18 protein-coding genes and 1 tRNA gene are annotated in these 18,865 nt (G+C 65.3%); 7 read left to right on the forward strand and 12 right to left on the reverse strand.

The window, feature by feature from the left end; genetic code table 11:
- Window positions 1-135 precede the first annotated feature (135 nt).
- Window positions 136-972 carry a tetratricopeptide repeat protein gene (locus I6F38_RS38505; RefSeq protein ID WP_080667181.1) on the reverse strand — a complete coding sequence of 279 codons (837 nt, stop codon included), beginning with the start codon at window positions 970-972 and terminating at the stop codon, window positions 136-138.
- A 224-nt stretch (window positions 973-1,196) separates the two neighbouring features.
- Here I6F38_RS38505 and I6F38_RS38510 point away from each other — a divergent pair, with 224 nt between their 5' ends.
- Entirely contained in the window at window positions 1,197-2,447 is a 1,251-nt protein-coding gene (locus tag I6F38_RS38510) for a glycosyltransferase family 87 protein (RefSeq protein WP_225164094.1), read from the forward strand.
- A gap of 32 nt (window positions 2,448-2,479) precedes the next feature.
- On the opposite strand, the gene I6F38_RS38515 is transcribed toward I6F38_RS38510, so the two are convergent.
- The 6 genes from I6F38_RS38515 to I6F38_RS38540 all read right to left on the reverse strand — a co-directional run bounded on the left by I6F38_RS38515 (window position 2,480) and on the right by I6F38_RS38540 (window position 9,500).
- A complete protein-coding gene (locus tag I6F38_RS38515) occupies window positions 2,480-4,081 on the reverse strand; it encodes a hypothetical protein (protein WP_225164095.1) in 1,602 nt (533 codons plus the stop codon).
- The gene (locus I6F38_RS38520; RefSeq protein ID WP_225164096.1) at window positions 4,081-4,827 is read right to left on the reverse strand and encodes an SDR family oxidoreductase; all 747 of its coding nucleotides are present in this window, start codon (window positions 4,825-4,827) and stop codon (window positions 4,081-4,083) included. The genes I6F38_RS38515 and I6F38_RS38520 overlap by 1 nt, the downstream gene beginning before the upstream one ends.
- Window positions 4,827-6,212 carry an FAD-binding oxidoreductase gene (locus I6F38_RS38525; protein WP_225164097.1) on the reverse strand — a complete coding sequence of 462 codons (1,386 nt, stop codon included), beginning with the start codon at window positions 6,210-6,212 and terminating at the stop codon, window positions 4,827-4,829. The genes I6F38_RS38520 and I6F38_RS38525 overlap by 1 nt, the downstream gene beginning before the upstream one ends.
- Window positions 6,213-6,214: 2 nt before the next feature.
- On the reverse strand, window positions 6,215-7,675 hold the full coding sequence (locus I6F38_RS38530) for a UbiA family prenyltransferase (RefSeq protein ID WP_346657168.1): 1,461 nt from the start codon (window positions 7,673-7,675) through the stop codon (window positions 6,215-6,217).
- 127 nt (window positions 7,676-7,802) lie between these two features.
- Window positions 7,803-7,879: transfer RNA gene (locus tag I6F38_RS38535), tRNA-Arg, on the reverse strand.
- Window positions 7,880-7,997: 118 nt separating this feature from the next.
- Entirely contained in the window at window positions 7,998-9,500 is a 1,503-nt protein-coding gene (locus I6F38_RS38540) for an NAD(P)/FAD-dependent oxidoreductase (protein ID WP_225164099.1), read from the reverse strand.
- An 84-nt stretch (window positions 9,501-9,584) separates the two neighbouring features.
- Here I6F38_RS38540 and I6F38_RS38545 point away from each other — a divergent pair, with 84 nt between their 5' ends.
- The 3 genes from I6F38_RS38545 to I6F38_RS38555 all read left to right on the forward strand — a co-directional run bounded on the left by I6F38_RS38545 (window position 9,585) and on the right by I6F38_RS38555 (window position 12,380).
- Window positions 9,585-10,235: a TetR/AcrR family transcriptional regulator gene (locus tag I6F38_RS38545; RefSeq protein WP_225164100.1), complete on the forward strand. Its 651-nt coding sequence runs from the start codon at window positions 9,585-9,587 to the stop codon at window positions 10,233-10,235.
- 200 nt (window positions 10,236-10,435) lie between these two features.
- Window positions 10,436-11,533, forward strand: coding sequence for a hypothetical protein (locus I6F38_RS38550; protein WP_225164101.1), 1,098 nt, complete (start codon window positions 10,436-10,438; stop codon window positions 11,531-11,533).
- Between the two features lie 181 nt (window positions 11,534-11,714).
- The gene (locus I6F38_RS38555; protein WP_225164102.1) at window positions 11,715-12,380 is read left to right on the forward strand and encodes a hypothetical protein; all 666 of its coding nucleotides are present in this window, start codon (window positions 11,715-11,717) and stop codon (window positions 12,378-12,380) included.
- Between the two features lie 59 nt (window positions 12,381-12,439).
- Here I6F38_RS38555 and I6F38_RS38560 read toward each other — a convergent pair whose 3' ends face one another.
- The 3 genes from I6F38_RS38560 to I6F38_RS38570 are packed head-to-tail and all read right to left on the reverse strand — an operon-like array spanning window position 12,440 to window position 14,151.
- The gene (locus I6F38_RS38560; protein WP_225164103.1) at window positions 12,440-12,862 is read right to left on the reverse strand and encodes a CAP domain-containing protein; all 423 of its coding nucleotides are present in this window, start codon (window positions 12,860-12,862) and stop codon (window positions 12,440-12,442) included.
- 22 nt (window positions 12,863-12,884) lie between these two features.
- Window positions 12,885-13,091, reverse strand: a complete 207-nt coding sequence (locus I6F38_RS38565; protein WP_225164104.1) for a hypothetical protein — start codon at window positions 13,089-13,091, stop codon at window positions 12,885-12,887.
- Window positions 13,092-13,131: 40 nt separating this feature from the next.
- On the reverse strand, window positions 13,132-14,151 hold the full coding sequence (locus I6F38_RS38570) for a 2-dehydropantoate 2-reductase (RefSeq protein ID WP_225164105.1): 1,020 nt from the start codon (window positions 14,149-14,151) through the stop codon (window positions 13,132-13,134).
- Between the two features lie 151 nt (window positions 14,152-14,302).
- Between I6F38_RS38570 and I6F38_RS38575 the strand changes: the two genes are divergently transcribed.
- Entirely contained in the window at window positions 14,303-14,908 is a 606-nt protein-coding gene (locus tag I6F38_RS38575; RefSeq protein ID WP_225164106.1) for a YidB family protein, read from the forward strand.
- A gap of 36 nt (window positions 14,909-14,944) precedes the next feature.
- On the forward strand, window positions 14,945-15,223 hold the full coding sequence (locus I6F38_RS38580; protein ID WP_024582682.1) for a GlsB/YeaQ/YmgE family stress response membrane protein: 279 nt from the start codon (window positions 14,945-14,947) through the stop codon (window positions 15,221-15,223).
- Between the two features lie 165 nt (window positions 15,224-15,388).
- Here the strand turns inward: I6F38_RS38580 and I6F38_RS38585 are convergent, their stop codons facing one another.
- Together I6F38_RS38585 and I6F38_RS38590 are read right to left on the reverse strand one after the other, a co-directional pair.
- A complete protein-coding gene (locus tag I6F38_RS38585; protein WP_225164107.1) occupies window positions 15,389-16,171 on the reverse strand; it encodes an SDR family oxidoreductase in 783 nt (260 codons plus the stop codon).
- Window positions 16,172-16,262: 91 nt separating this feature from the next.
- Complete coding sequence (locus I6F38_RS38590) at window positions 16,263-17,024, reverse strand: N-acyl homoserine lactonase family protein (RefSeq protein ID WP_225164108.1); 762 nt, start codon at window positions 17,022-17,024, stop codon at window positions 16,263-16,265.
- A 200-nt stretch (window positions 17,025-17,224) separates the two neighbouring features.
- Here I6F38_RS38590 and I6F38_RS38595 point away from each other — a divergent pair, with 200 nt between their 5' ends.
- Complete coding sequence (locus tag I6F38_RS38595; protein WP_225164109.1) at window positions 17,225-18,853, forward strand: AMP-binding protein; 1,629 nt, start codon at window positions 17,225-17,227, stop codon at window positions 18,851-18,853.
- Window positions 18,854-18,865 lie beyond the last annotated feature (12 nt).

An 18,865-nucleotide genomic window follows, 5' to 3' on the forward strand; every position in this document is an offset into this window, starting at 1 on the left:
CGACCGGGCCGTAGCCGTCGGCCTTGGCACGACGGCCTCCCAGCGCAAGTTCGCTCGTATCCTGCACGACCAAAACCTCGCGCCCCGCAACTCGTGCCGCCGTCCGCTCCGCCGCGTGCTCAGCCATTAAACGCTCTAGCTCAGAAATTCCGCAAAGGCGCTGCGACGGAAGAAGAAGCGGCCGTGCGATGACATGATCAGCGCGGCGGTCGTGCGGCCGATCATTTGCGGCCGGCCGCGCAATGCGAGACGCAGATTGGCCTCGCCGGCCGCGCGGTCGCCCATTTCCAGAAGACTGGCGGAGAAGCTGAGACGCGTCAGCGGGTCGTCGGGGCGCTGCGCCACCACCTGGCGGTAGAGATCCGCCGCGGCAGCATATTCGCCATCGAGCAGCAGCACACGCGCGAGCGCGGCCAGAACATCGGGATGTCCCGGCGCCGCGTTGCGCAGCTTCTCCAGAATCTCGCGCGCCCGGCCACGCTCATTGCGCTGGGGCAGCAGCTGCGCCAGCAGCAGCTGAAACTCGAGGCTCCCCGGCGCGAGAACGAGCGCGCTCTCGATGACGGCAACCGCCTCGTCGATGCGGCCGGCCGAGTGCAATTGCCCTGCCAGCGCCTGGAATGCGGGCAGGTACGGCGGCCGCCGCGCGGTGGTTCGCCGCAGCACATCGATCGCCTCGCTGCCGCGGCCGGCACCGCCGAGCGCTGCGCCGAGCAGGGTCTCGAGGCCGGGATCCTCGACGCGGCGCACGGCTCGCTCGAGCGGCGCGATCGCCTCCTCGTTGCGGTTCTGGATCATCAGCGCCCGCGCCAGGATCGAGGCCGCGCCGACATCGGTCCGGTTTGCCTTCAAGACCTCCGCCGCCAGCCGCTCGGCTTCGACGACCTGTCCCATCTGCAACGCGACCACGGCGCGTTGCAGGACCGGAGATGGGCTGGGCCCGCGATTGGAAGGAGGCGGCGGTTTCGGCATTCGGTCCGTCGTGAGATGGTTCTTGTCAGCCGTTATCACTGCCGCCGACGGAGCGTCCAGCGAAAGTCGCATCCAGACACCGAGATACCGTCCGGTTCCAGCCTCCACCGTCCGATTTCATGCATCCCTGCGGCTGTCAGGCGACCAACCGCCCTCTCCCTGCAATTTTTCGACTGCTTAACCTATTCAATCTAGCTTGGGTTGCCATCACAGGGCTCGGCTTGATGCTCGCAACAACGCTCGAAACCATTCAGTCGACGGACTCGAAGCGCACCAACTACACGCGCGGAATCCTCGTGATGCTGGTCGCCGCCCTCCTGTTCAAGGTTGTGTGGTTCTCCCAGTTGGGGCTCGGGCACGGCCGTGAACTGGTCGACTTCGCCGCCTTCTACATTACCGCCAAGCTGGTGTGGCTCGGCGACCTCGACCAGGCTTATCAATTCGCGAAGCTCGCCATCATCGAGAAGCAGGCGTCGGGCGGACACGACGGCTTCATGCCGTGGACCTATCCGCCGCAATTCAACCTGCTGCTGGCTCCGTTCGCGCTGGTCCCGTTCGGAATGGCCTATCTGTTGTTCATGGCCTCGACGCTGGCTGTTTACCTCGCGGTGCTGCGGCGCATTGCCGGAAATCGGTTCGTGCTCGTGCTGATCGTTTTCTTTCCGACGATCGGGGTCACGCTGGCATGCGGTCAAAACAGCTTCCTTACTGCCGCACTGATCGGACTGGTGTGCCTGTACTTCGAAGAGCGGCCGATGCTCGCAGGCGTGGCCCTTGGTCTCATGATCATCAAGCCGCATTTCGCCGTTGCCTTCGCACTCTATGCCATCCTGCGGCGCTCGTGGATCGTCGTGATGACGGCCGGCGCCGTCGTGCTGATCAGCTCGGCGATCTGCACAGTGCTGTTCGGCATGCAGATCTGGACCGTGATGCTGCAGAGCGTGCATGATTCGTCGGTATTCCTGCGGGAAGCCTATTATCCGCTGTATCGAATGGTCTCGACCTATGCCGCGTTGCGAACCACGGGGTTCTCCGCATCGGCAGCGTTTATCGGCCAGGGCATCGTCGCCGTCCTTGCGCTCGGCATCGTGCTGGTCGCGGTCTACCGCAAGATGCCGGTGCGCGAGAGTCTCGGCCTGACCGCGATCGTATCGGTCTGCATCAGCCCCTATGCGTATGATTATGACTTCCTGATCTTCAGTGTCGGAATGGCGCTGCTGTTGCCGGCGCTTCAGGCCAAGGCCCGCGAGTGGGAACGTGCGATCATCTATGCCGCGCCGATACCGATCGGAGCCTTCGGCTACATGCACACGGTCCATAACAACACGCCCCGCACGGACGTCCATTGGGTCGACGTACTTTCGATCGGAGGCTTCGGGATCGCCGCGCTGACCACGCTGATCGTCGCAATCCTGCTGCGCGAGTCAAGCAGCGGCTCTCCCGTTCCGGCGCAGGGGCCTCTTGCGAGGATTTGAGCACCCGGTGCGCCCCCACGATCACGCAGCGCTCACGGCGCCACCATTTCGAGACGATCGCGCGCCGGCAGGGTCGACGCGAAGGCCTTCAGCGCGCCGGCGACGAGCTGCGGCTCCGCGGCGGGCGTGACGTAGAAGCTTACGTCACCGCGCGCGCCGGTCACCGGGATTGTGTGAAGGATCGCGACCTTCCTCCAGCTCGCCGGCACGCCCTGCGCAAACCAGCTGTCGTAGATCATGGCGACGCCGACATGATACTCGTCGGCGAGCGCGGCCATCTCGGCCGGGCCGTAACGGCCGGCGCGCTTCGCCTTGCGCACGCGCTCCGAACCGAGCCCCCACAGATCCAGCACAAAGTTCGGATTTCCCCAGGCAACGAGCCCAAGATCGTTCACGGCAATCGGCCGCCGGTAGAGCTGCTGGGCGAAGCGCCCCAACTGATAATGCTGCTCGTAGACGCCGCGCGAGGCAAACGGCGTCTCCAGCGCGGCGCTGGCATAGCCCACGCTGGCAAAACTGGCCAGCCCGACGGTGGCGAGCGTCGCGGCGGTCCATTGCGGGACGCTCAAGACCGCTCGCGCGCGTGCAACCGCGTAGAGCAGCGCCAGCACCGCAAGCGCAACGATGTAAACCTCATACCGGTAGAACCAGCCATATTGGCCAAAGCCGAGATGCGCAGCGATCGCGGCGAGCACCGTCGCACAGACGATCAGGGCGCCGCGGTCGGAGCGCAGCAGCGCCATCACGCCGGCGAGCGCAAGACCGAGCAGCATCAGCCTGAAGCCGGCGGGATTAGCGAAGCCGTCGCCGAGATTGCGGAGGATGGAGGCGAACACGCCGGTTCCTTCATAGCCGGATTCGGCGATGCGCGATTTGAGCAACACCGAGCTCGGCAAAAGCGGAAGACCGAGCGCTACCATTCGCGCGAAGTACGCGGCGAACGCACAGAGCATCACGGCGGCGGCCGCGGCCGCAAAACGGCGCTGGCCGAGCAGAGCAAACCCGATCATCGCCGCGATGGCAAACGCGATTCCCTCGAAGCGGATCAGCGGCAGCAGCACCAGCGCCGCGAAATGCATGGCGGTCGGCGACCGTCCGCGCGCGGCTTCGGTCAGGCCGCCGAAGGTCGCGACCGTGGCCCAAACGTGAAGACTGTGCTCCATGCCGGTCATCGGCAGGGCGATCGCGCTTGACGAAAAAATGGCGAGCAGCGCGACGAAAAACAGCAGCGGCTTCTCCCGGCCGGGGCCAAGCAGTTCAGCCGATTCAAGAATGCGCAGGAAAGCCACGACGGTCGCTGCCGCGGCCGCGGCATTGATCAGGAGCGGACCGAATGCGCCAAGATGCAACGTCTCGGTCACGGCCAGCAGATAGGGCCAGATGATCGACGAGCTTGGCGACGAGACCTCGGACGCATTGACGCCGTAGCCGCCGGACCGGATGTGATCGGCGACGGCGAGGTGGATGTAGGGATCGTCGAGGGTGAAGATCAGCCGGCCGTCGCAGAGCGTGACGCTGAAGATCAGCGTCGCCGCGAACAGCATGAGCCACAGCGATGCCGTCACAAGCGGGACGCTCTGCCGGATCGCGCTGGATCGCGGGAACGACGCGTGGTTGGCGGCGACGTCGGGCATCAGATACGCATCCGTTTGAAGATCGTCTCCGGCAGCGCGCAGATGATCGCCATCACCAGGCGGAAGCGGCGGGCCACATAGATCACGTCACGCGGCCTGGTCACATCGGCCCGGAAGATATCCTCCGCGACCCGATCCGGCTGCACCGTCAGGGGAGCCGGCAGCTTCATATGCGCCGTCATCCTGGTCCGCACGAATCCCGGCTTGACGGTGACGACACGGACCTTGCCCGCAAGCGCCAGGCGGTTGCGCAAGCCGGACAGGAATTGCGAGAAGCCGGCCTTGGCCGCGCCGTAATAATAGTTCGAGGCCCGGCCGCGATCGCCGGCGACCGAGCTCACGCCGACGATGGTTCCCGAGCCGCGCGTCGCGAAGGCTTGCGCGAACAGTTCGAGCAGCAGGCTGGGCGCCTCGAAATTGGTACGCATGATCTTCGTCGCAAGCTCGGGATCGGTCTCAGCACGCTGCTGATCGCCGAGCTCCCCGACAACGCATACGACGGTGTCTGGAAGTGGCGAAAGACCGGCGACGAAGCCGGCAAGCTGCCCGGTCTGCAGCACGTCGAGCGCGACAACCGGGGTTTCGGTACCGCTTCGTGTCTTGATGTCGTCCGCATTGCGCTGTGCCGCCCCGATATCGCGAGCGGCGAGCATCACGCGCCATCCCTCCCTCGCATAGCGCAGCGCGGTCGCATGCCCGATGTCCGAGCTGCCGCCAATCACCAGAATTGATTTTGTGCCGGTCATCAAATTCCAAGCCGTGCTGAAAGATGGGACACGAGGCGACTGTTCGCCCCGATCTGCTGGCGGATGTCCCGCAAGGCCGCAAGGCCGGGATATCCGGATTCGAATGTCGCCCGAGACTGCCGCGCGTCCTTGGCGAGGTAGAGCCGGCCGCCGGCGTCGACCACCAGCGCGTCGAGCTGGTCAAGAAACCCGAACAGCGCGTCGGTGACGGGAAAATCCATCGTCAGCGTGTAGCCGCGGAGCGGAAACGACATCGGCCCGCTGCCTTCGCCGAGCTGCTTGAGCACCGCGAGAAACGACGCATCGCCGCGCCGCGACACGCGATCGAGAATTTCGGCGAGAACGCGGCGCGCGCGGTCGAGCGGGATCACGCATTGATATTGCACGAAGCCGCGCCGGCCGTAGATCCTGTTCCAGTCGGTGATCGCATCGAGTGGAAAGAAATACGGGTCCCAATGGACCAGCCGCGGCTTGCCCGGATGCGCGGCGCCGCGGCGGAAGTACAGCTCGTTGAACGCCCGCATCGATGCGCGATTGAGCAGCCATCCCGGAAACAGCTCCGGGACCGCGAGCCGCGACGTGCGGAGGCTGGGAAACGCTTCGAGGCCGGGTCCCAGCATATCCTTGTCGCGGCGCGTGGCGTGCTCGGCGAGATAGACCAGCGACCGGCCGAGCGCCGCGCCGCGCGCGAGGCAGTCGATCCAGGCCACCGAATAGGTGGTCGATGCGCTGCTTTCCAGCTGATCGATCGCCGCGTCGAGATTGCCGGCGACGCGGGTATCCTGCCGCAGCCAGGCGGTCTCGATCGGCAGCAGTTGCAGCGTCGCGTCGAGGATCATGCCCGTCAGGCCCATGCCTCCCAGTGTCGCCGCGAACAGCGCGGCGTTTTCCGATCGCGAGCAGGTGACGATCTCGCCGCCAGGCAGCGCGAGGCGAAACGAATCGACGATGGTGCCGAAGCCGCCATCGCGATGATGGTTCTTGCCGTGAACGTCGGCCGCTATCGCGCCGCCGACCGTCACGAATTTCGTGCCGGGCACGACTTTGAGGAAGAAGCCGCGCGGCTCGAAAACGGCAAGGATGTCGGCGATGGTCACGCCGGCTTCGACCGTTAATCGCGCGGTTGCGGCATCGAAGCTCCGCATCCGGTTCAGGCCGCGCGACGAAATCGTGGATTGCGTTCCGATCGCGGCATCGCCATAGGCCCGCCCGGCCCCGCGCGCGACGACGCCGGACCGCGCAAGCAGGTGGTTCTGCGCGCCCGCGGGCGTCTGCGGCGCCAGCAGTTCGGACGACGCCCTGGGATAGTTGCCCCAGCCGGACAGGCCAATGCCGCCCGGATTGGAGGCCGATGGCACAGGTGCTGGTAACGCAGCCGCCGGCATCGCTAGATGGCGGCGAGCATGATGGCGCCGATCGCGCCGAGCGCGACCCAGCTGACGCGATCCCTGAGCGCGAAGATGACCGGATCGTCGTCGATCAATCCGCGCTGCGCGAACAGCATCACGCGGCCGATCCAGTACATCAAGATCGGGCAACCGACCCAGAGCAGTTGCGGATGGCTGTAAAGCGCGCGCACCGTATCGGACGAGATGTAGAGCGTGAAGATCACGACGGCGTTGAAGCCTGACGCGGCGGCGAGGATCGCGATCATCGATTTGTCTTCGACCTGGTAGCCGCGCGCCGCCAGCACGGCGCCGTCCGGCTGGCCGGCGAGCTCGATATAGCGCTTCACCAGCGCCAGCGACATGAAGATGAACAGCGAGAACGCAAGCAGCCATTCCGACATCGGCACGCTGATCGCGACGGCGCCGCCGATCACGCGGACAGTGTAAAGCGTGGCGAGCACGACGACGTCGACGGTCGCGATGCGCTTGAGCCAGAACGAATAGGAGGTGGTCAGCGCGAAATAGCCGAGCAGGACGCCGCCGAACTCGATCGATATCGACAAGGCGATCGCAAATGCGGCGACCAGCGCCAGGGCCATCGCGCCGACGGCCCGCGATGCCGGGATGGCGCCGCTTGCGATCGGGCGGTTGCGCTTGGTCGGATGCGCGCGGTCGGCCTCGACGTCGAGAAGGTCGTTCAGGATGTAGGCGCCCGACGCGCAGAGCGAGAATGCGATCACCGCAAACAGCGACGTCGCCGCCGATCCCAATGCGAATTTGTGTGCGGTCAGCAGCGGCACCAGCACGAGAGCGTTCTTGGCGTATTGATGCACCCTGAACAGCTTCAGCCAGCTGCGCATATTGACGCGCATGCCGACCCGCGCGGGCGCGGACGGCTGGGATCGAGCGGAGCGCGCGAGGCGCGATGCGGAATCGGGCAACGCGACCGCCGCGCTACCGATGTAGTCAAAGCCCTGGCGAAGCACGGGCGGCAGCTCTTCGCATTGCGCCGGCGGCAATTGACGCTCCGGCGCGGCGGCCCAGGCGGTGAAGACGCCGAGATGCTGGGCGACCGCGCTGACGAACGGCTCGGGATAGGTTTCCGAGCAAAGGTAGACCGGGCGGCCTTCGCCCAGCACCTGCAGCAGGAACCTCACCGCGTCGTGGTCGAATTGCGCCCGGGACGGATCGAACCCCGATGGATCTGCACCATGCGCTGATCGCGGTTGCGACCCGAAGGAAGCGGTGATCGCCGCGGCGAAAGCGCGAAGGCGGCGGATCAGATCGGATGCGATATCGGCGGGGACGGAGCTTCCCCGCACCATGACCTCGTCGACATCGACGACGAGCGGCCGCCCCTTTGAACGCAGCTGATCGCGAAGGGCATCACTGCCCCCCTGCTCAACCCGTTCTGGAACGCTAGCTCGCATACGCGCGGTCTTCCGGTGCCCCCTCCCCATTGTCCCGGGCTTTCCCTAATTTGGGGTGAACTCGATCTCGGGTGAACTTGGGGGGAGCGAACGCCGGGCAGATCGCGCCGGAATGCATGTTGAAAAGCCTCGCCGGCAGCGCGCGGTGAGCGAAAAATGGCGATCCCGGGAAGACTCGAACTTCCGACCTACGGTTTAGGAAACCGTCGCTCTATCCGGCTGAGCTACGGGACCGCACCGCCCGCAGCGAAGCATGCGGGCGTCGCCATCCCATAGCAGAGCTGCCGGGTGATCGCCAGCCCGCGCCACATCGGGCGCGCGCGAAGTTACGCGAGGTTTGGCGTGTCGCGCGTTACGCCACCTGGCGTGCCGGATTCGAGGCGGCATCCGCGCTGGCCCGACGCGCCGGGAGAAACTCGATGGCCTCATCCTTCAGCGAGCCGAAGCGCAGCGTCATGATATCGAGTGCATAATTCTGGTAGAGCCGCCACGGCCGGCGCGAGCCCTGCTTGGGGAACCTGGCGGCGGCGCGCTGGATATAGCCCGATGAGAAATCCACCCAGGGCAGTTCGGTGACATCAGGATCGTTCCGCCGCGGCGTCACCTGCGCGTAGCCGTGCGCCTTCATGTGGTTGAGCATGCGGCAGACGTATTCGCAGGTCAGGTCGCATTTCAGCGTCCAGGACGCATTGGTGTAGCCGAAGGCGGCGGCGAGGTTCGGCACGCCCGAGTACATCAGCCCCTTGTAGTTCATGGTCTTCGACAGATCGACTCGCGCGCCGTCGACATTGATCTCGAGTCCGCCGAGCACCTGCAGATCGAGGCCGGTCGCGGTCACCACGATGTCGGCGTCGAGCACATTGCCGCTCTTGAGCTTGATGCCCCCACGCGTGAAGGTCTCGATCTGGTCGGTGACGACGGACGATCTGCCGTTGCGCAGCGATTGGAACAGATCGCCGTTCGGCACCAGGCAAAGCCGCTGGTCCCACGGATTGTAGCGCGGCGTGAAATGGGTGGCGACATCGTAGTCGGGGCCGAGCGCGTGGCGCACGCCGCCGAGGATCAGCTTCTTGACGCGCTCCGGATCGCGCTTGCAGAGCCGGTAGAAATACATGCCGAACAGCACGTTCTTCCAACGGGTGAGGCCGTAGGCGAGTTTCGCGGACAGCCGCGCGCGCAGCCAGTTGGCGACCTTGTCCTCGTCCGGCCGCGCCACGACATAGGTCGGCGAACGCTGCAGCATCGTGACATGGGCGGCGGTCTTGGCCATTTCCGGCACCAGCGTCACCGCGGTCGCGCCGCTGCCGATCACCACCACCTTCTTGGCGGCATAGTCGATGTCGTCGGTCCATTTCTGCGGATGGACGACGCGGCCGGCGAAATCGGCGATGCCGGGGAAGTCGGGCGTGTAGCCGTGTTCATATTTGTAGTAGCCGCTGCACATGAACAGGAAGTTGCAGGTGAAGCGCTCGATCGTCTTCTCCGGCCCGCGCTCGACCTCGACCGTCCATTGCGAGTCGGCGGACGACCAGTCGGCGCGCACGACGCGGTGGTTGAAGCGGATGTTCTTGTCGATGCCGTAGACGCGCGCGGTCTCGCGCACATAGTTCAGGATCGACGGGCCATCGGCGATCGCCTTCGGCTCGGTCCACGGCCGGAACGAATAGCCGAGCGTGTACATGTCGGAGTCGGAGCGGATGCCGGGATAGCGAAACAGATCCCAGGTGCCGCCGATGCAATCGCGGCCTTCGAGGATGGCGTAGCTGCGGTCCGGACAGTTGGCCTGCAAATGGTAGCCGGCGCCGATGCCCGACAGCCCGGCACCCACGATCAACACGTCGAAATGAACGGACACGCCCTGACCCTCCGGTAGCACTACTGACAATACATATTGTCAGATAACTTGACATCTGACAATGCCTCGTGTCAATACACTTTCATGGCAAGCAGCCGGAAAGCCCGCCTTTACGGCGGTATGGACGCCGAGGAACGCCGCACCGAGCGGCGGCTCAAGCTGATCGATGCGGCGATCGAGATCTATGGCGAGGTCGGCTATCGCGGCGCCACCGTGAAGGCGATCTGCGAGGCGGCCGAGCTGACCGAGCGCTATTTCTACGAGTCCTTTGCCAACAGCGAGGCTCTGCTGATCGCCGCCTACGGCCATGTCGTCGGCCACCTGCACGACGAAATGACCGCGGCCGCCGCAGCCGCAGGCGACGATGCCGAGATGAGGCTGCGCGCGGCGCTGACGCTCTATTTCACGCGGCTGAAGCAGCACCCAAAGCCCGCGCGGGTCTTTCTGCTGGAAATTTCAGGCATCAGTCCGGCGGTCGATGCCGTCAAGCTCGACGCCTTGTGCGTCTTCAGCGACATCCTGGTGCCGCCTGCGCTCGACCCGAAGCGCAGCGACAAGGGCGCTGCCGCCTCGCTGCTCTCGGTCGGCATGGTCGGCGCCGTCATCTCGATCGCGCTGCGCTGGGTGTCGAAGCAATATCCGCAGGCCGTGGAGGAAGTCGTCGCGATCGCCGCCAGCTTCTGCCGCGTGGCGCTGACCGAAGCCGACCACCGTGACGATGGTCACTTATCGTAGCCGCCGGATCGCACCGGCCAGCGGGACCCGCCGATTTTCGATCATGTTTCGCCAGCGCTTGCGGACCCGGCCCCTAGCCTGTCGCTGATTTAACTTGCATATCGGGCCCCTGGGTTTTCTTATGCCCGGTACCGGGCGCAACGAGGTGCAGCCTGTTTCGCCTGACAAAACAACGCTGTTTGCATCGGCGGAGCTGAATTTTGGTCGATCTGCACAGGCTTGACGATGTGACCGCGCGCCTCGGCGATGTGGTTCTCGATCCCTCGACCTGGCCGTCCTTCATGGACGAGGTCTGCGCCGTCGTCGGCGCGACCGGCGCAGCGATGCTTCAGAGCGATATCCGCACTGAAGACATTCCGCGCACGGACTCGATCACCGAGTATTTCACCAAGACCTACTTCCCGCACAATCTTCACCTCACCGACATCCGCGCGGCCCGCGGCGTGCCGCTGATGCATGCCGGTGTCGATGTCATCACCGATGCGGATCTGTTCGAATCCGAAACCGAGATGCTGCGCGATCCGCTCTACGCCACGCTCGGCGAGTTTGGACTGAAATGGTTCGCGGCGATCGGCTTCCACTCCGGCCCGGCGTTGTGGGCACTGACGATCCAGCGCTCGCCCAGGGAAGGCTTGTTCGACGCCGACGAGATCAAGGCGCTGCAAAGGGTGTCGGCGCCGCTCACGGAAGCCGCGACGCTCTCCGCCGTCGTCGGCCGCTCCGCGCTCTCGGGCATCACCGGCGCGCTCGATCTGATCCAGGTCGCTGCGATTGCCGTCGGCCGCTTCGGCACCATCATCGGCATGAACAGCCAGGCGGAACGCTGCCTCGGCTACGACCTTGCGATCCGCAACAATCGCCTCACCCTGCTCGACCGACAGGCCAATGCCGATCTGACCAGACTGATCGATCAGTTGGCCCACAGCTCGGACCTGAACCCATTGCCGTCGTCGCCGATCGTGGTGCGCAGGATCGACAAGCGGCCGATCGTGATCCAGATCCAACCGGTGCCTCCGGCGGCGCGCTCGCCGTTCCTCGGGGCGCGTGCGATCCTGTTGATCCGCGATCTCGAAGGCAGCGCCGCGTTCGATCAGGCGCTGCTGGCGGCGACGTTCGAACTGACGCCGGCACAGGCACGCCTCGCCGCGCGGCTTGCGCGCGGCGATTCGGTCGAAGCGGCCGCGCAGGCGGCCGGCGTTGCCCTTGCCACCGCGCGCAATCAGCTCAAGACGATCTTCCAGAAGACCGGCACCCACCGGCAGGCGGAACTGGTTGCGTTGCTGCACAGGGTGAAGTGAACGATTAAAGGCGAATTGTTCTGATCTCCGGCCCGTTCCGATGAGATTCTTCAATTATTCCAATCGCGAAGGCAGCCGCGGCAACATTCCACAGGTCAGGAAAATCGTCGGGTTCCCGGGTGACAAGTGTCACTAAAATGGCGACAATCTGCTCACTCTGTGTCGTTCGGGTTTGGTCTCAATGTCCGTGATGCCGTCACGATCATCGACGTTGGCTGTTGCCGCTTTCGCCGTCGCTTGCGTGCTGGCGCCGATGAGCGCGCACGCGCAATGGTGGCGCGGCGGCCCGAAGGACTTCGAGGACTGCGCCGACCTCGCCGAGAAGGCGAAGACCAGGGAAGACAAAACCGCGCAACTCGCCGAGTGCAACGCCAAGTTCGCCGGCCGTCGCAAGCCCGGCGGTGGCTACACCTATTACGACTTCATGCAGGACCGCAGCTTCGACATCGCCGGTCCCAATCCGACGCCGGACGAGCAGAAGAAGATCGACCAGGAATATACCGGCTATCTCGAGCAGCAGCGCCGCTCGCGTATCGTCGCGGCGTTCAATGCGAAGCAACTCGAGCGGCAGGAGACACAGCCGGCGCGGCCGCCGCAGATCCAGCAGGCGTCATTGCACAATGAGCCGGTGCGCAGTGAGACTGCGAAAGTCCCCGTCCCCGCCGCAAGGCCGGTCAAGCCGCGGGTCGCTGCCGTCCCCATTCCCGAGCCGCGGCCGCGAGCAAGCAACTGCGTGAAGGGTACGTTCTCCTGCGAATGGCCGCGGCTTTCCGAGGGATTGGACGGCCTGAAGAAGCTGTTCACGCCGACACCGCCGCCACCGACCAAGGTTGCGAAGCGAAACTGACGGTTCGCTTGGTCATTCCGGGGCTCGCGCAAGCGAGACCCCGGAATGACACCGCAGGCTCAATCGGTAATCACCATCGCCCAGAACCTGCGGTACGGCGACTTCGGATTGTCGACGAAGGCGACGCCGACGCGCTTGGCGCCCGGCATCAGCAGGTTCTCGCGATGGCCCGGCGAGTTCTCCCACTGCTTCAGCATCTCGGCGAAGGCGATGAAGCCGGCGCCGATATTCTCGGCGGCGCGCTGCTTCTTCAGCGGCGCGATGCGCGTGAAGAAGCTGCCGGCCGCGGAGTGGCTGACCGATCCGGTCGCCGACATCGCCTGCGCCTGCTTCAGCGCCATCGCGTTCAGCTTCGCGTCGAGCTTCACCGCGGGCATGCGGTTGGCGCGCCGGTAGGCACTGATCGAGCCGGCATAGTCGGCGGCGCCTGCGGCCGTGATGAAGCCAAACACGAAGGTGAGCGCGAGGAACAGCAGCTTCATCTGAGGTCGTCTCTGTGATGGATCAGTGCGCGCGGGTGCGCTTGTGGTGTCGGGGTGCGACCGATTTGTGCGCAGGCGTGGCCGCTCGGCTGGCCGCCGCAGCCGCCGCGCGTTGCTCCTGCAAGCGCGCATCATAGCCAGGCGACGGTGTCACGGTTGGCGGCGCTGCGCGGACCGGGCCGGCCGCGAGCGCAACAAGCGTGAGCAGCATGATGCTGGACCGTTTCATGATGTCACCTCCTCTGTTGTTCGATCGACGTGGCGGACGATCATCGGCGTTCATCACTGCCATCGCGGATCTGTTCGGGCGTCAGCCCCGGCGAGCCCTTGCCGTCCGCCTCCGCCTTCCGGATCAGCGCGATGACGCGGCGCGACAATGGCGCCTCGAGCCCGCGGCGATCCGCGATCGCGGTGATCACGCCCTGCAAATAGTCGATCTCGGTGCGGCGGCCACGCTGCAGATCCTCCCACATCGAGGAGCGCGCCTCGGGATCGATCTTCATGGTGCGGCCGAGCAGCATGTCGAACAGCGCATCGGGCAGCCGCAGCAAAGGCGGCATCCAGCTCGACGGCAGCGTCGTCGGCGACACCGGCGCAATGCCTTCGGCGCGCACCGCGGCCAGGCCCTCGGCCATCTGATCGGCAAGCAGTCGTCGCCAGCCGCGCTGCGCGAGCTGTTGCCGCAGCGGAATATTGGACAGCGCATTGAGCGCATTGTTGAGATTGACGACAAGTTTGCCCCACTGCACGCCGTCGATATTGCCGGTGGGCTTGATCGCAAGGCCCGGCGCCGACAGCCGCGCCGCGGTGCCCGCGTCATCCTGCGCGATGACGATGTCGCCGGAGGTCGAGCGATGGAAGCGGCCGTCGCCGAGCGCGACCACGTTGAACGGCACCATGCCGCCGAGCACCCTGCGGCCCGGCAGACGGTCGCGCAGCAAGGGCACATTGCCGACGCCATTCTGCAGGCTGATCACCGCGGCATCGTCAGGCGCGTGGCGCGCGATCACACCGGCCATCGCAGCGGTGTCGGCGCTCTTCACCGTCACCAGCACGGTCTGGACGTCGGACAAGATCGACGGATCGTCGGACACAATGAGCCGGTCCGCGGATACCGTCCGCTCGGAGCCGTCAAAGCTGCTGACCCGCAAGCCGTTGCCTGCGATCTCCTGGATCAGCCGCGGCCGCGCCAGCAGCACGACACGGCGCCCCGCAGCCGCGAGCGTGCCGCCGACGAAGCAGCCGATGCTTCCCGCGCCCGCAATGCCGATCGGCCGGTCCTCGTTCATGTGGCCAAACGTCCATTCATTATTGGCTCGATAGCAGACCTTGGGTTGCCTGCCTATTTCGACGCACCGCGGGCCGGGTGGCCCGCCTTGTAACCGTCATGGGCGGAAGCTATGTTTCCCGCTCGGGGCACGGTTGCGGCAGGAGACGATCATGGGTTTACTCGACGTACTCAACGGCATGCAGAACGGCCCGCGCGGTCCGAGCGCACCAAGCACATCATCCGACAGTTCGAGCGGCGGCGGAATGTCGCCGATGACGATGGCGATCCTCGCGCTGCTCGCCTGGAAGGCGGTCAAGCATTTCTCCGGCGGCCAAGCGGACGCGAGCGCCCCTGAGCCGAAGCCGGCGCAGGGGCCGCCGCTTCCTCCCGGCAACGTCACCGCAGGCCTGCCCGGCGGCGCCGGTGGCGGCGGGCTCAGCGATCTGCTGAAGGGCGGCCTCGGCGGCCTGCTCGCCGGCGGCGCAGCCGGCACCGTGCTCAGCGGCGGCCTCGGCGATCTGCTCAATCAATTGCAGCAGAAGGGTCATGGCGACGCGGCCAATTCCTGGGTCAGCAACGGTCCCAACAAGCAGATCGCGCCCGGCGATCTCGCCAATGCGCTCGGCGCCGACCAGATCAACTCGCTGGCATCGCAGAGCGGCTTGTCGCGCGACGAACTGCTGCAGGGCCTCAGCCAGTATCTGCCCGACGCGATCAATCACCTGACGCCGGACGGCCGGCTGCCGAGCGGCGACGAGCTGCACCGCAGGCTCTGACGGTAGCGTTGATTCCATCTGAGGAGGACGACAGTCATGGGCGGCATCATCTGGGTCATCATCGTCGGCTTTGTCGCGGGGATCATCGCGCGATTCCTGTCGCCGGGACCGAACAATCCAAGCGGCTTTATTCTCACCACCGTGCTCGGCATCGCCGGCGCGTTTCTTGCGACCTTCATCGGCCAGGCGATCGGCCATTACGGTCCCGAACAAGGCGCCGGCTTCATCACCGCCACGATCGGCGCGCTGGTGGTGCTGTTCATCTGGAACCGGCTGGTCGCGGCGCGCGTGATCCCGGATATCGGAAACAGGTGACGCCGTAGGCGTCATCCCGGAGCGATGCGAAGCATCGAATCCGGGATCTCGAGATTCCGGGTTCGATGCTAACGCATCGCCCCGGAATGACGGAACAACGACAGGTTCAAAATCAAAATGCCCGGGCCAGGCCCGGGCATTTTTCATTTGTGCAACGGCGCTCCGTCACTGAATCAGATGCATGCCGGCGTCCATGCGGACGAACTCACCGGTCATGTTGCTCGACGCCGGGCTCGCCAGGAAGCAGACCAGGTTGGCGATGTCTTCGGCCGTCGAGGCGACCTTCAGCGGCACGCGCGCCACCACGGCATCGCGCACCTGCTTGGCGCCGGCCTCGCCGCGGCCCTTGGTGAACCAGGGCGTATCGATATAGCCCGGACACACCGTGTTGACGCGGATCAACGGTGCCAGCGCGCGCGCCAGCGACTGCGTCATGGTGTTGAGCGCGCCCTTGCTCGCGGCATAGGCGACCGACGAACCACCGCCGGAAATGCCGGCGACCGAGGAGACGTTCACTACCGCCGACGGACGGCTAGATGCCTTCGCGCCGGCTTCGAGCAGCGCGCGCGCGGCACGAACCATCTGGAACGGGCCGATGGTGTTGACGGCATAGATGCGCTGGAAATCTTCCGCGGTCAGGCCGTCGAGATCGTGATGCGGCACATGCTTGGTGGTGCCCGCATTGTTGACGAGCACGTCGAGGCGGCCCCAGCCCTGCGCGGCGGCTGCGATCTTCTTGCAGTCCTCATCGCGCGAGACGTCGCCCTGCACCACCAGCACCTCGGCGCCCTGCTTGCGGCAGGCTTCCGCGGTCGCCTCGGCTTCCGCCTTGCTGTTGGAATAATTGATGATGAGGCGCGCGCCCTGCGTGGCGAGGATTTGCGCGGTGGCGGCGCCGAGTCCCGATGCCGATCCCGTCACGATCGCGCACAAACCATCCTTGGACATCTGCATTTTCCTTGTTGTTGTGAGCCAGATGAACTCCGGCGGCGACACACCATATCGCGTGGAACGACATCTGCAAGCCGCGCCCAAATCCTCACGTATACGCGTTCGGCCCCTTTTGCAGGCTGGCCCACTGCGCCTCGTCATGGCCGCAGATGATCTTGACGCCGGACGCCTCGAGCCTGGCGATCTCGTCGAGCGACTTCAGGAACTGGTCGACATCGAGGCTGTTCCTCGGCGAGGTCCGCTGGTCGAGATTGGCGCGCACACTGAGCGCGTCGGAGGCGAGCAGGAATTCGCCGCTGTTGTCGAGCTTGACCAGCGCGCCGGTCGTTCCCATCGAGTGCCCGGGCAGCGGGACCAGCGTCAGCTTGCCGTCGCCGAACACATCCATCTGCTTATCGAAGATCTCCATCTTCAGCGGATGATCCCAATCCGCCTTGATGTATCCGCGATCGAACGCGTTATCAGCATTCGCGGCCTCGATCTCGAGTGCGTGGACGAAGATCGTCGCCTTCTTGAAGAAGGCGTTGCAGCCGCAATGGTCGGTGTGCAGGTGGGAGCAGATCACCACGTCGATGTCGTCAGCGCCAAGGCCAACGGCCTTCAGGCTGGTCAGCACATGTTCATCCGCCGGCATGATCGGGCGCATGTATTTGGCGAGCGTGCCGAGCCGCCCTTCAGGATCGGTCGCGACATCGGGATGGCATCCGGTGTCGAACAGCACATTGCCCTGCGCATGCCGCAACAGCACGCAGGCGACCGGAAGCTCGATCATCTCGCCGCGCGCCGCATCGGGCAGATAGGTCCGCTTCGACATCTGGAGACGGCCGCCCGACAACATATGCATCTTCATCTCGTTACCTCCATTCTTGGCTTCAAACTACATATGAGTTTTATGGAAACTCATAATGGATTTGACAGCATATTATTCGTCCTTATAGCTTCCGCGCAACGTCGCGATCGCATGACAAATGCGCTCAACGAAGCACCCGGCTCTTTCGGATCGGCATCGTTGGCATCGATCAGCGGCCGTCAAAGGGAAGTTTCGCCACGATGTACACCGTGTTCAGCACGTTCGCTGCGACATCCGATGCGGCAGCATCCAAACCCTTTCTCTGCATTCCCGCGCGTGCCGACCGCGCATACTTTCCCGATGGCATCGAACTGTCCTATGGCGACATTGCGCGGCAGGTCTGCGCATTGCGCGATCAATACCGCGCAGCAGGCTTCGGCCACGGCCACCGCGCCTGCCTGCTGCTGGAGAACCGCCCCGATTTCATCGTGCATTGGCTGGCGTTCAACGGCATCGGCGTCTCGATCGTTCCGATCAACCCGGCCTATCGCGCGGCGGAAATCGAGTACCTGATCGCGCATGCCGAACCCGACCTGATTGTCACGCTGGCCGATCAGAAGGAATTGCAGAAGGCGCTGCCCGGCGACGTTCCGTTGCTCACCGTCTGCGGTGACGATCTCGGCGCCAGTGTCGAGAAAGTGCCGCAGGCCAGGCGGCCAGCACCGCGCGCCGGCGAGCCGGGAAGCGAGACCGAGGCTGCGCTGCTCTACACATCAGGCACGACGGCGCGCCCGAAGGGATGCATCCTGACCAATGAATACGTGGTCTCGACCGGCCGCTGGTACGTCAGCCACGGCGGCGAGGCGACATACCATGCGGGAACGGAGCGCCTGTACAGCCCGCTGCCGCTGTTCCACATGGCCGGCCTGACCCTGACCCCGATCGCGATGATGCTGACCGGCGGCTGCCTGATCCTGCCGGAACGCTTCAACGCGAAATTTGCCTGGCGCGACATCGTCGCGTGCCGCGCGAGCGTGCTGCATTATCTCGGCGTGATCGTCGCGGCCCTGCTGGCGCAGCCGGAGACGCCGGACGAGAAAGCCCATGCGCTGCGCTTCTCGATGGGCGTCGGCGCCAATCCCGAGCAGCGCGCGCGGGCTCGCGAGCGCTTCGGCATCCCCTTCGTCGAGGGCTGGGGCATGACGGAGACCGGACGCAGTCCGTTCAACACGGTCGAGCCGCGCCATCTCGAGACCAACACGATCGGCCGCAGCGTGCCGGGGCTCGAAATGACGATCCTCGATGCCGACGGCAATGCGCTGCCGGCAGGCTCGGTTGGCGAACTCTGCGTGCGCCATTCGGAAGCGACGCCGCGGCGCGGCTTGTTCTCCGGCTATCTGAAGGACCCCGAGGCCACCGAGCAGGCCTGGCGCGGCGGCTGGTTTCACACCGGCGACAGCGGCTGGCAGCACGAGGACGGCGCCTTCGTGTTCGTCGACCGGCTGAAGCACCTGGTCCGGCGCGCCGGCGAGAACATCTCGGCGGCGGAGGTCGAGGCCGTGCTGACGACGTCGCCTCTGGTCAAGCAAGCCGCAGTCGTCGCCGCGCGCGATCCGATCCGCGACGAGGAAGTTGCGGCCTTCATCGTGAGCAACGACGGCGCCGATGCTTCACGCGAGCTCGCGCAGGACATCTTCCGATTCTGCCGCGAACGCCTGGCGGCGTTCAAGCTACCGGCGTGGATCGCTTTCGTCGCCGAGTTGCCGCTGACCTCGACCAACAAGATCCAGAAGCACGTGCTGCTCGGCGCGGACAGGGATCCGCAGTCGCATCCGGGAATGATCGACCTGCGGCAAGACAAGACCAACGCCATAAGGCAATCGAACTAGAGGAAACCAGGG

It is taken from the genome of Bradyrhizobium sp. BRP56, from assembly GCF_020194035.1.
GTDB classification, from domain to species: Bacteria; Pseudomonadota; Alphaproteobacteria; order Rhizobiales; family Xanthobacteraceae; genus Bradyrhizobium; species Bradyrhizobium australafricanum.

Coding starts and splice junctions, on each gene's coding strand:
- I6F38_RS38590 (WP_225164108.1), bottom strand. CDS start 17,024: ATGAAGATGCATATGTTGTCGGGCGGCCGTCTCCAGATGTCGAAGCGG.
- I6F38_RS38585 (WP_225164107.1), bottom strand. CDS start 16,171: ATGTCCAAGGATGGTTTGTGCGCGATCGTGACGGGATCGGCATCGGGA.
- I6F38_RS38520 (WP_225164096.1), bottom strand. CDS start 4,827: ATGACCGGCACAAAATCAATTCTGGTGATTGGCGGCAGCTCGGACATC.
- I6F38_RS38530 (WP_346657168.1), bottom strand. CDS start 7,675: ATGGGGAGGGGGCACCGGAAGACCGCGCGTATGCGAGCTAGCGTTCCA.
- I6F38_RS38595 (WP_225164109.1), top strand. CDS start 17,225: ATGTACACCGTGTTCAGCACGTTCGCTGCGACATCCGATGCGGCAGCA.
- I6F38_RS38570 (WP_225164105.1), bottom strand. CDS start 14,151: ATGAACGAGGACCGGCCGATCGGCATTGCGGGCGCGGGAAGCATCGGC.
- I6F38_RS38560 (WP_225164103.1), bottom strand. CDS start 12,862: ATGAAGCTGCTGTTCCTCGCGCTCACCTTCGTGTTTGGCTTCATCACG.
- I6F38_RS38515 (WP_225164095.1), bottom strand. CDS start 4,081: ATGCCCGACGTCGCCGCCAACCACGCGTCGTTCCCGCGATCCAGCGCG.
- I6F38_RS38505 (WP_080667181.1), bottom strand. CDS start 972: ATGCCGAAACCGCCGCCTCCTTCCAATCGCGGGCCCAGCCCATCTCCG.
- I6F38_RS38565 (WP_225164104.1), bottom strand. CDS start 13,091: ATGAAACGGTCCAGCATCATGCTGCTCACGCTTGTTGCGCTCGCGGCC.
- I6F38_RS38510 (WP_225164094.1), top strand. CDS start 1,197: ATGCTCGCAACAACGCTCGAAACCATTCAGTCGACGGACTCGAAGCGC.
- I6F38_RS38580 (WP_024582682.1), top strand. CDS start 14,945: ATGGGCGGCATCATCTGGGTCATCATCGTCGGCTTTGTCGCGGGGATC.
- I6F38_RS38545 (WP_225164100.1), top strand. CDS start 9,585: ATGGCAAGCAGCCGGAAAGCCCGCCTTTACGGCGGTATGGACGCCGAG.
- I6F38_RS38575 (WP_225164106.1), top strand. CDS start 14,303: ATGGGTTTACTCGACGTACTCAACGGCATGCAGAACGGCCCGCGCGGT.
- I6F38_RS38555 (WP_225164102.1), top strand. CDS start 11,715: ATGTCCGTGATGCCGTCACGATCATCGACGTTGGCTGTTGCCGCTTTC.
- I6F38_RS38525 (WP_225164097.1), bottom strand. CDS start 6,212: ATGCCGGCGGCTGCGTTACCAGCACCTGTGCCATCGGCCTCCAATCCG.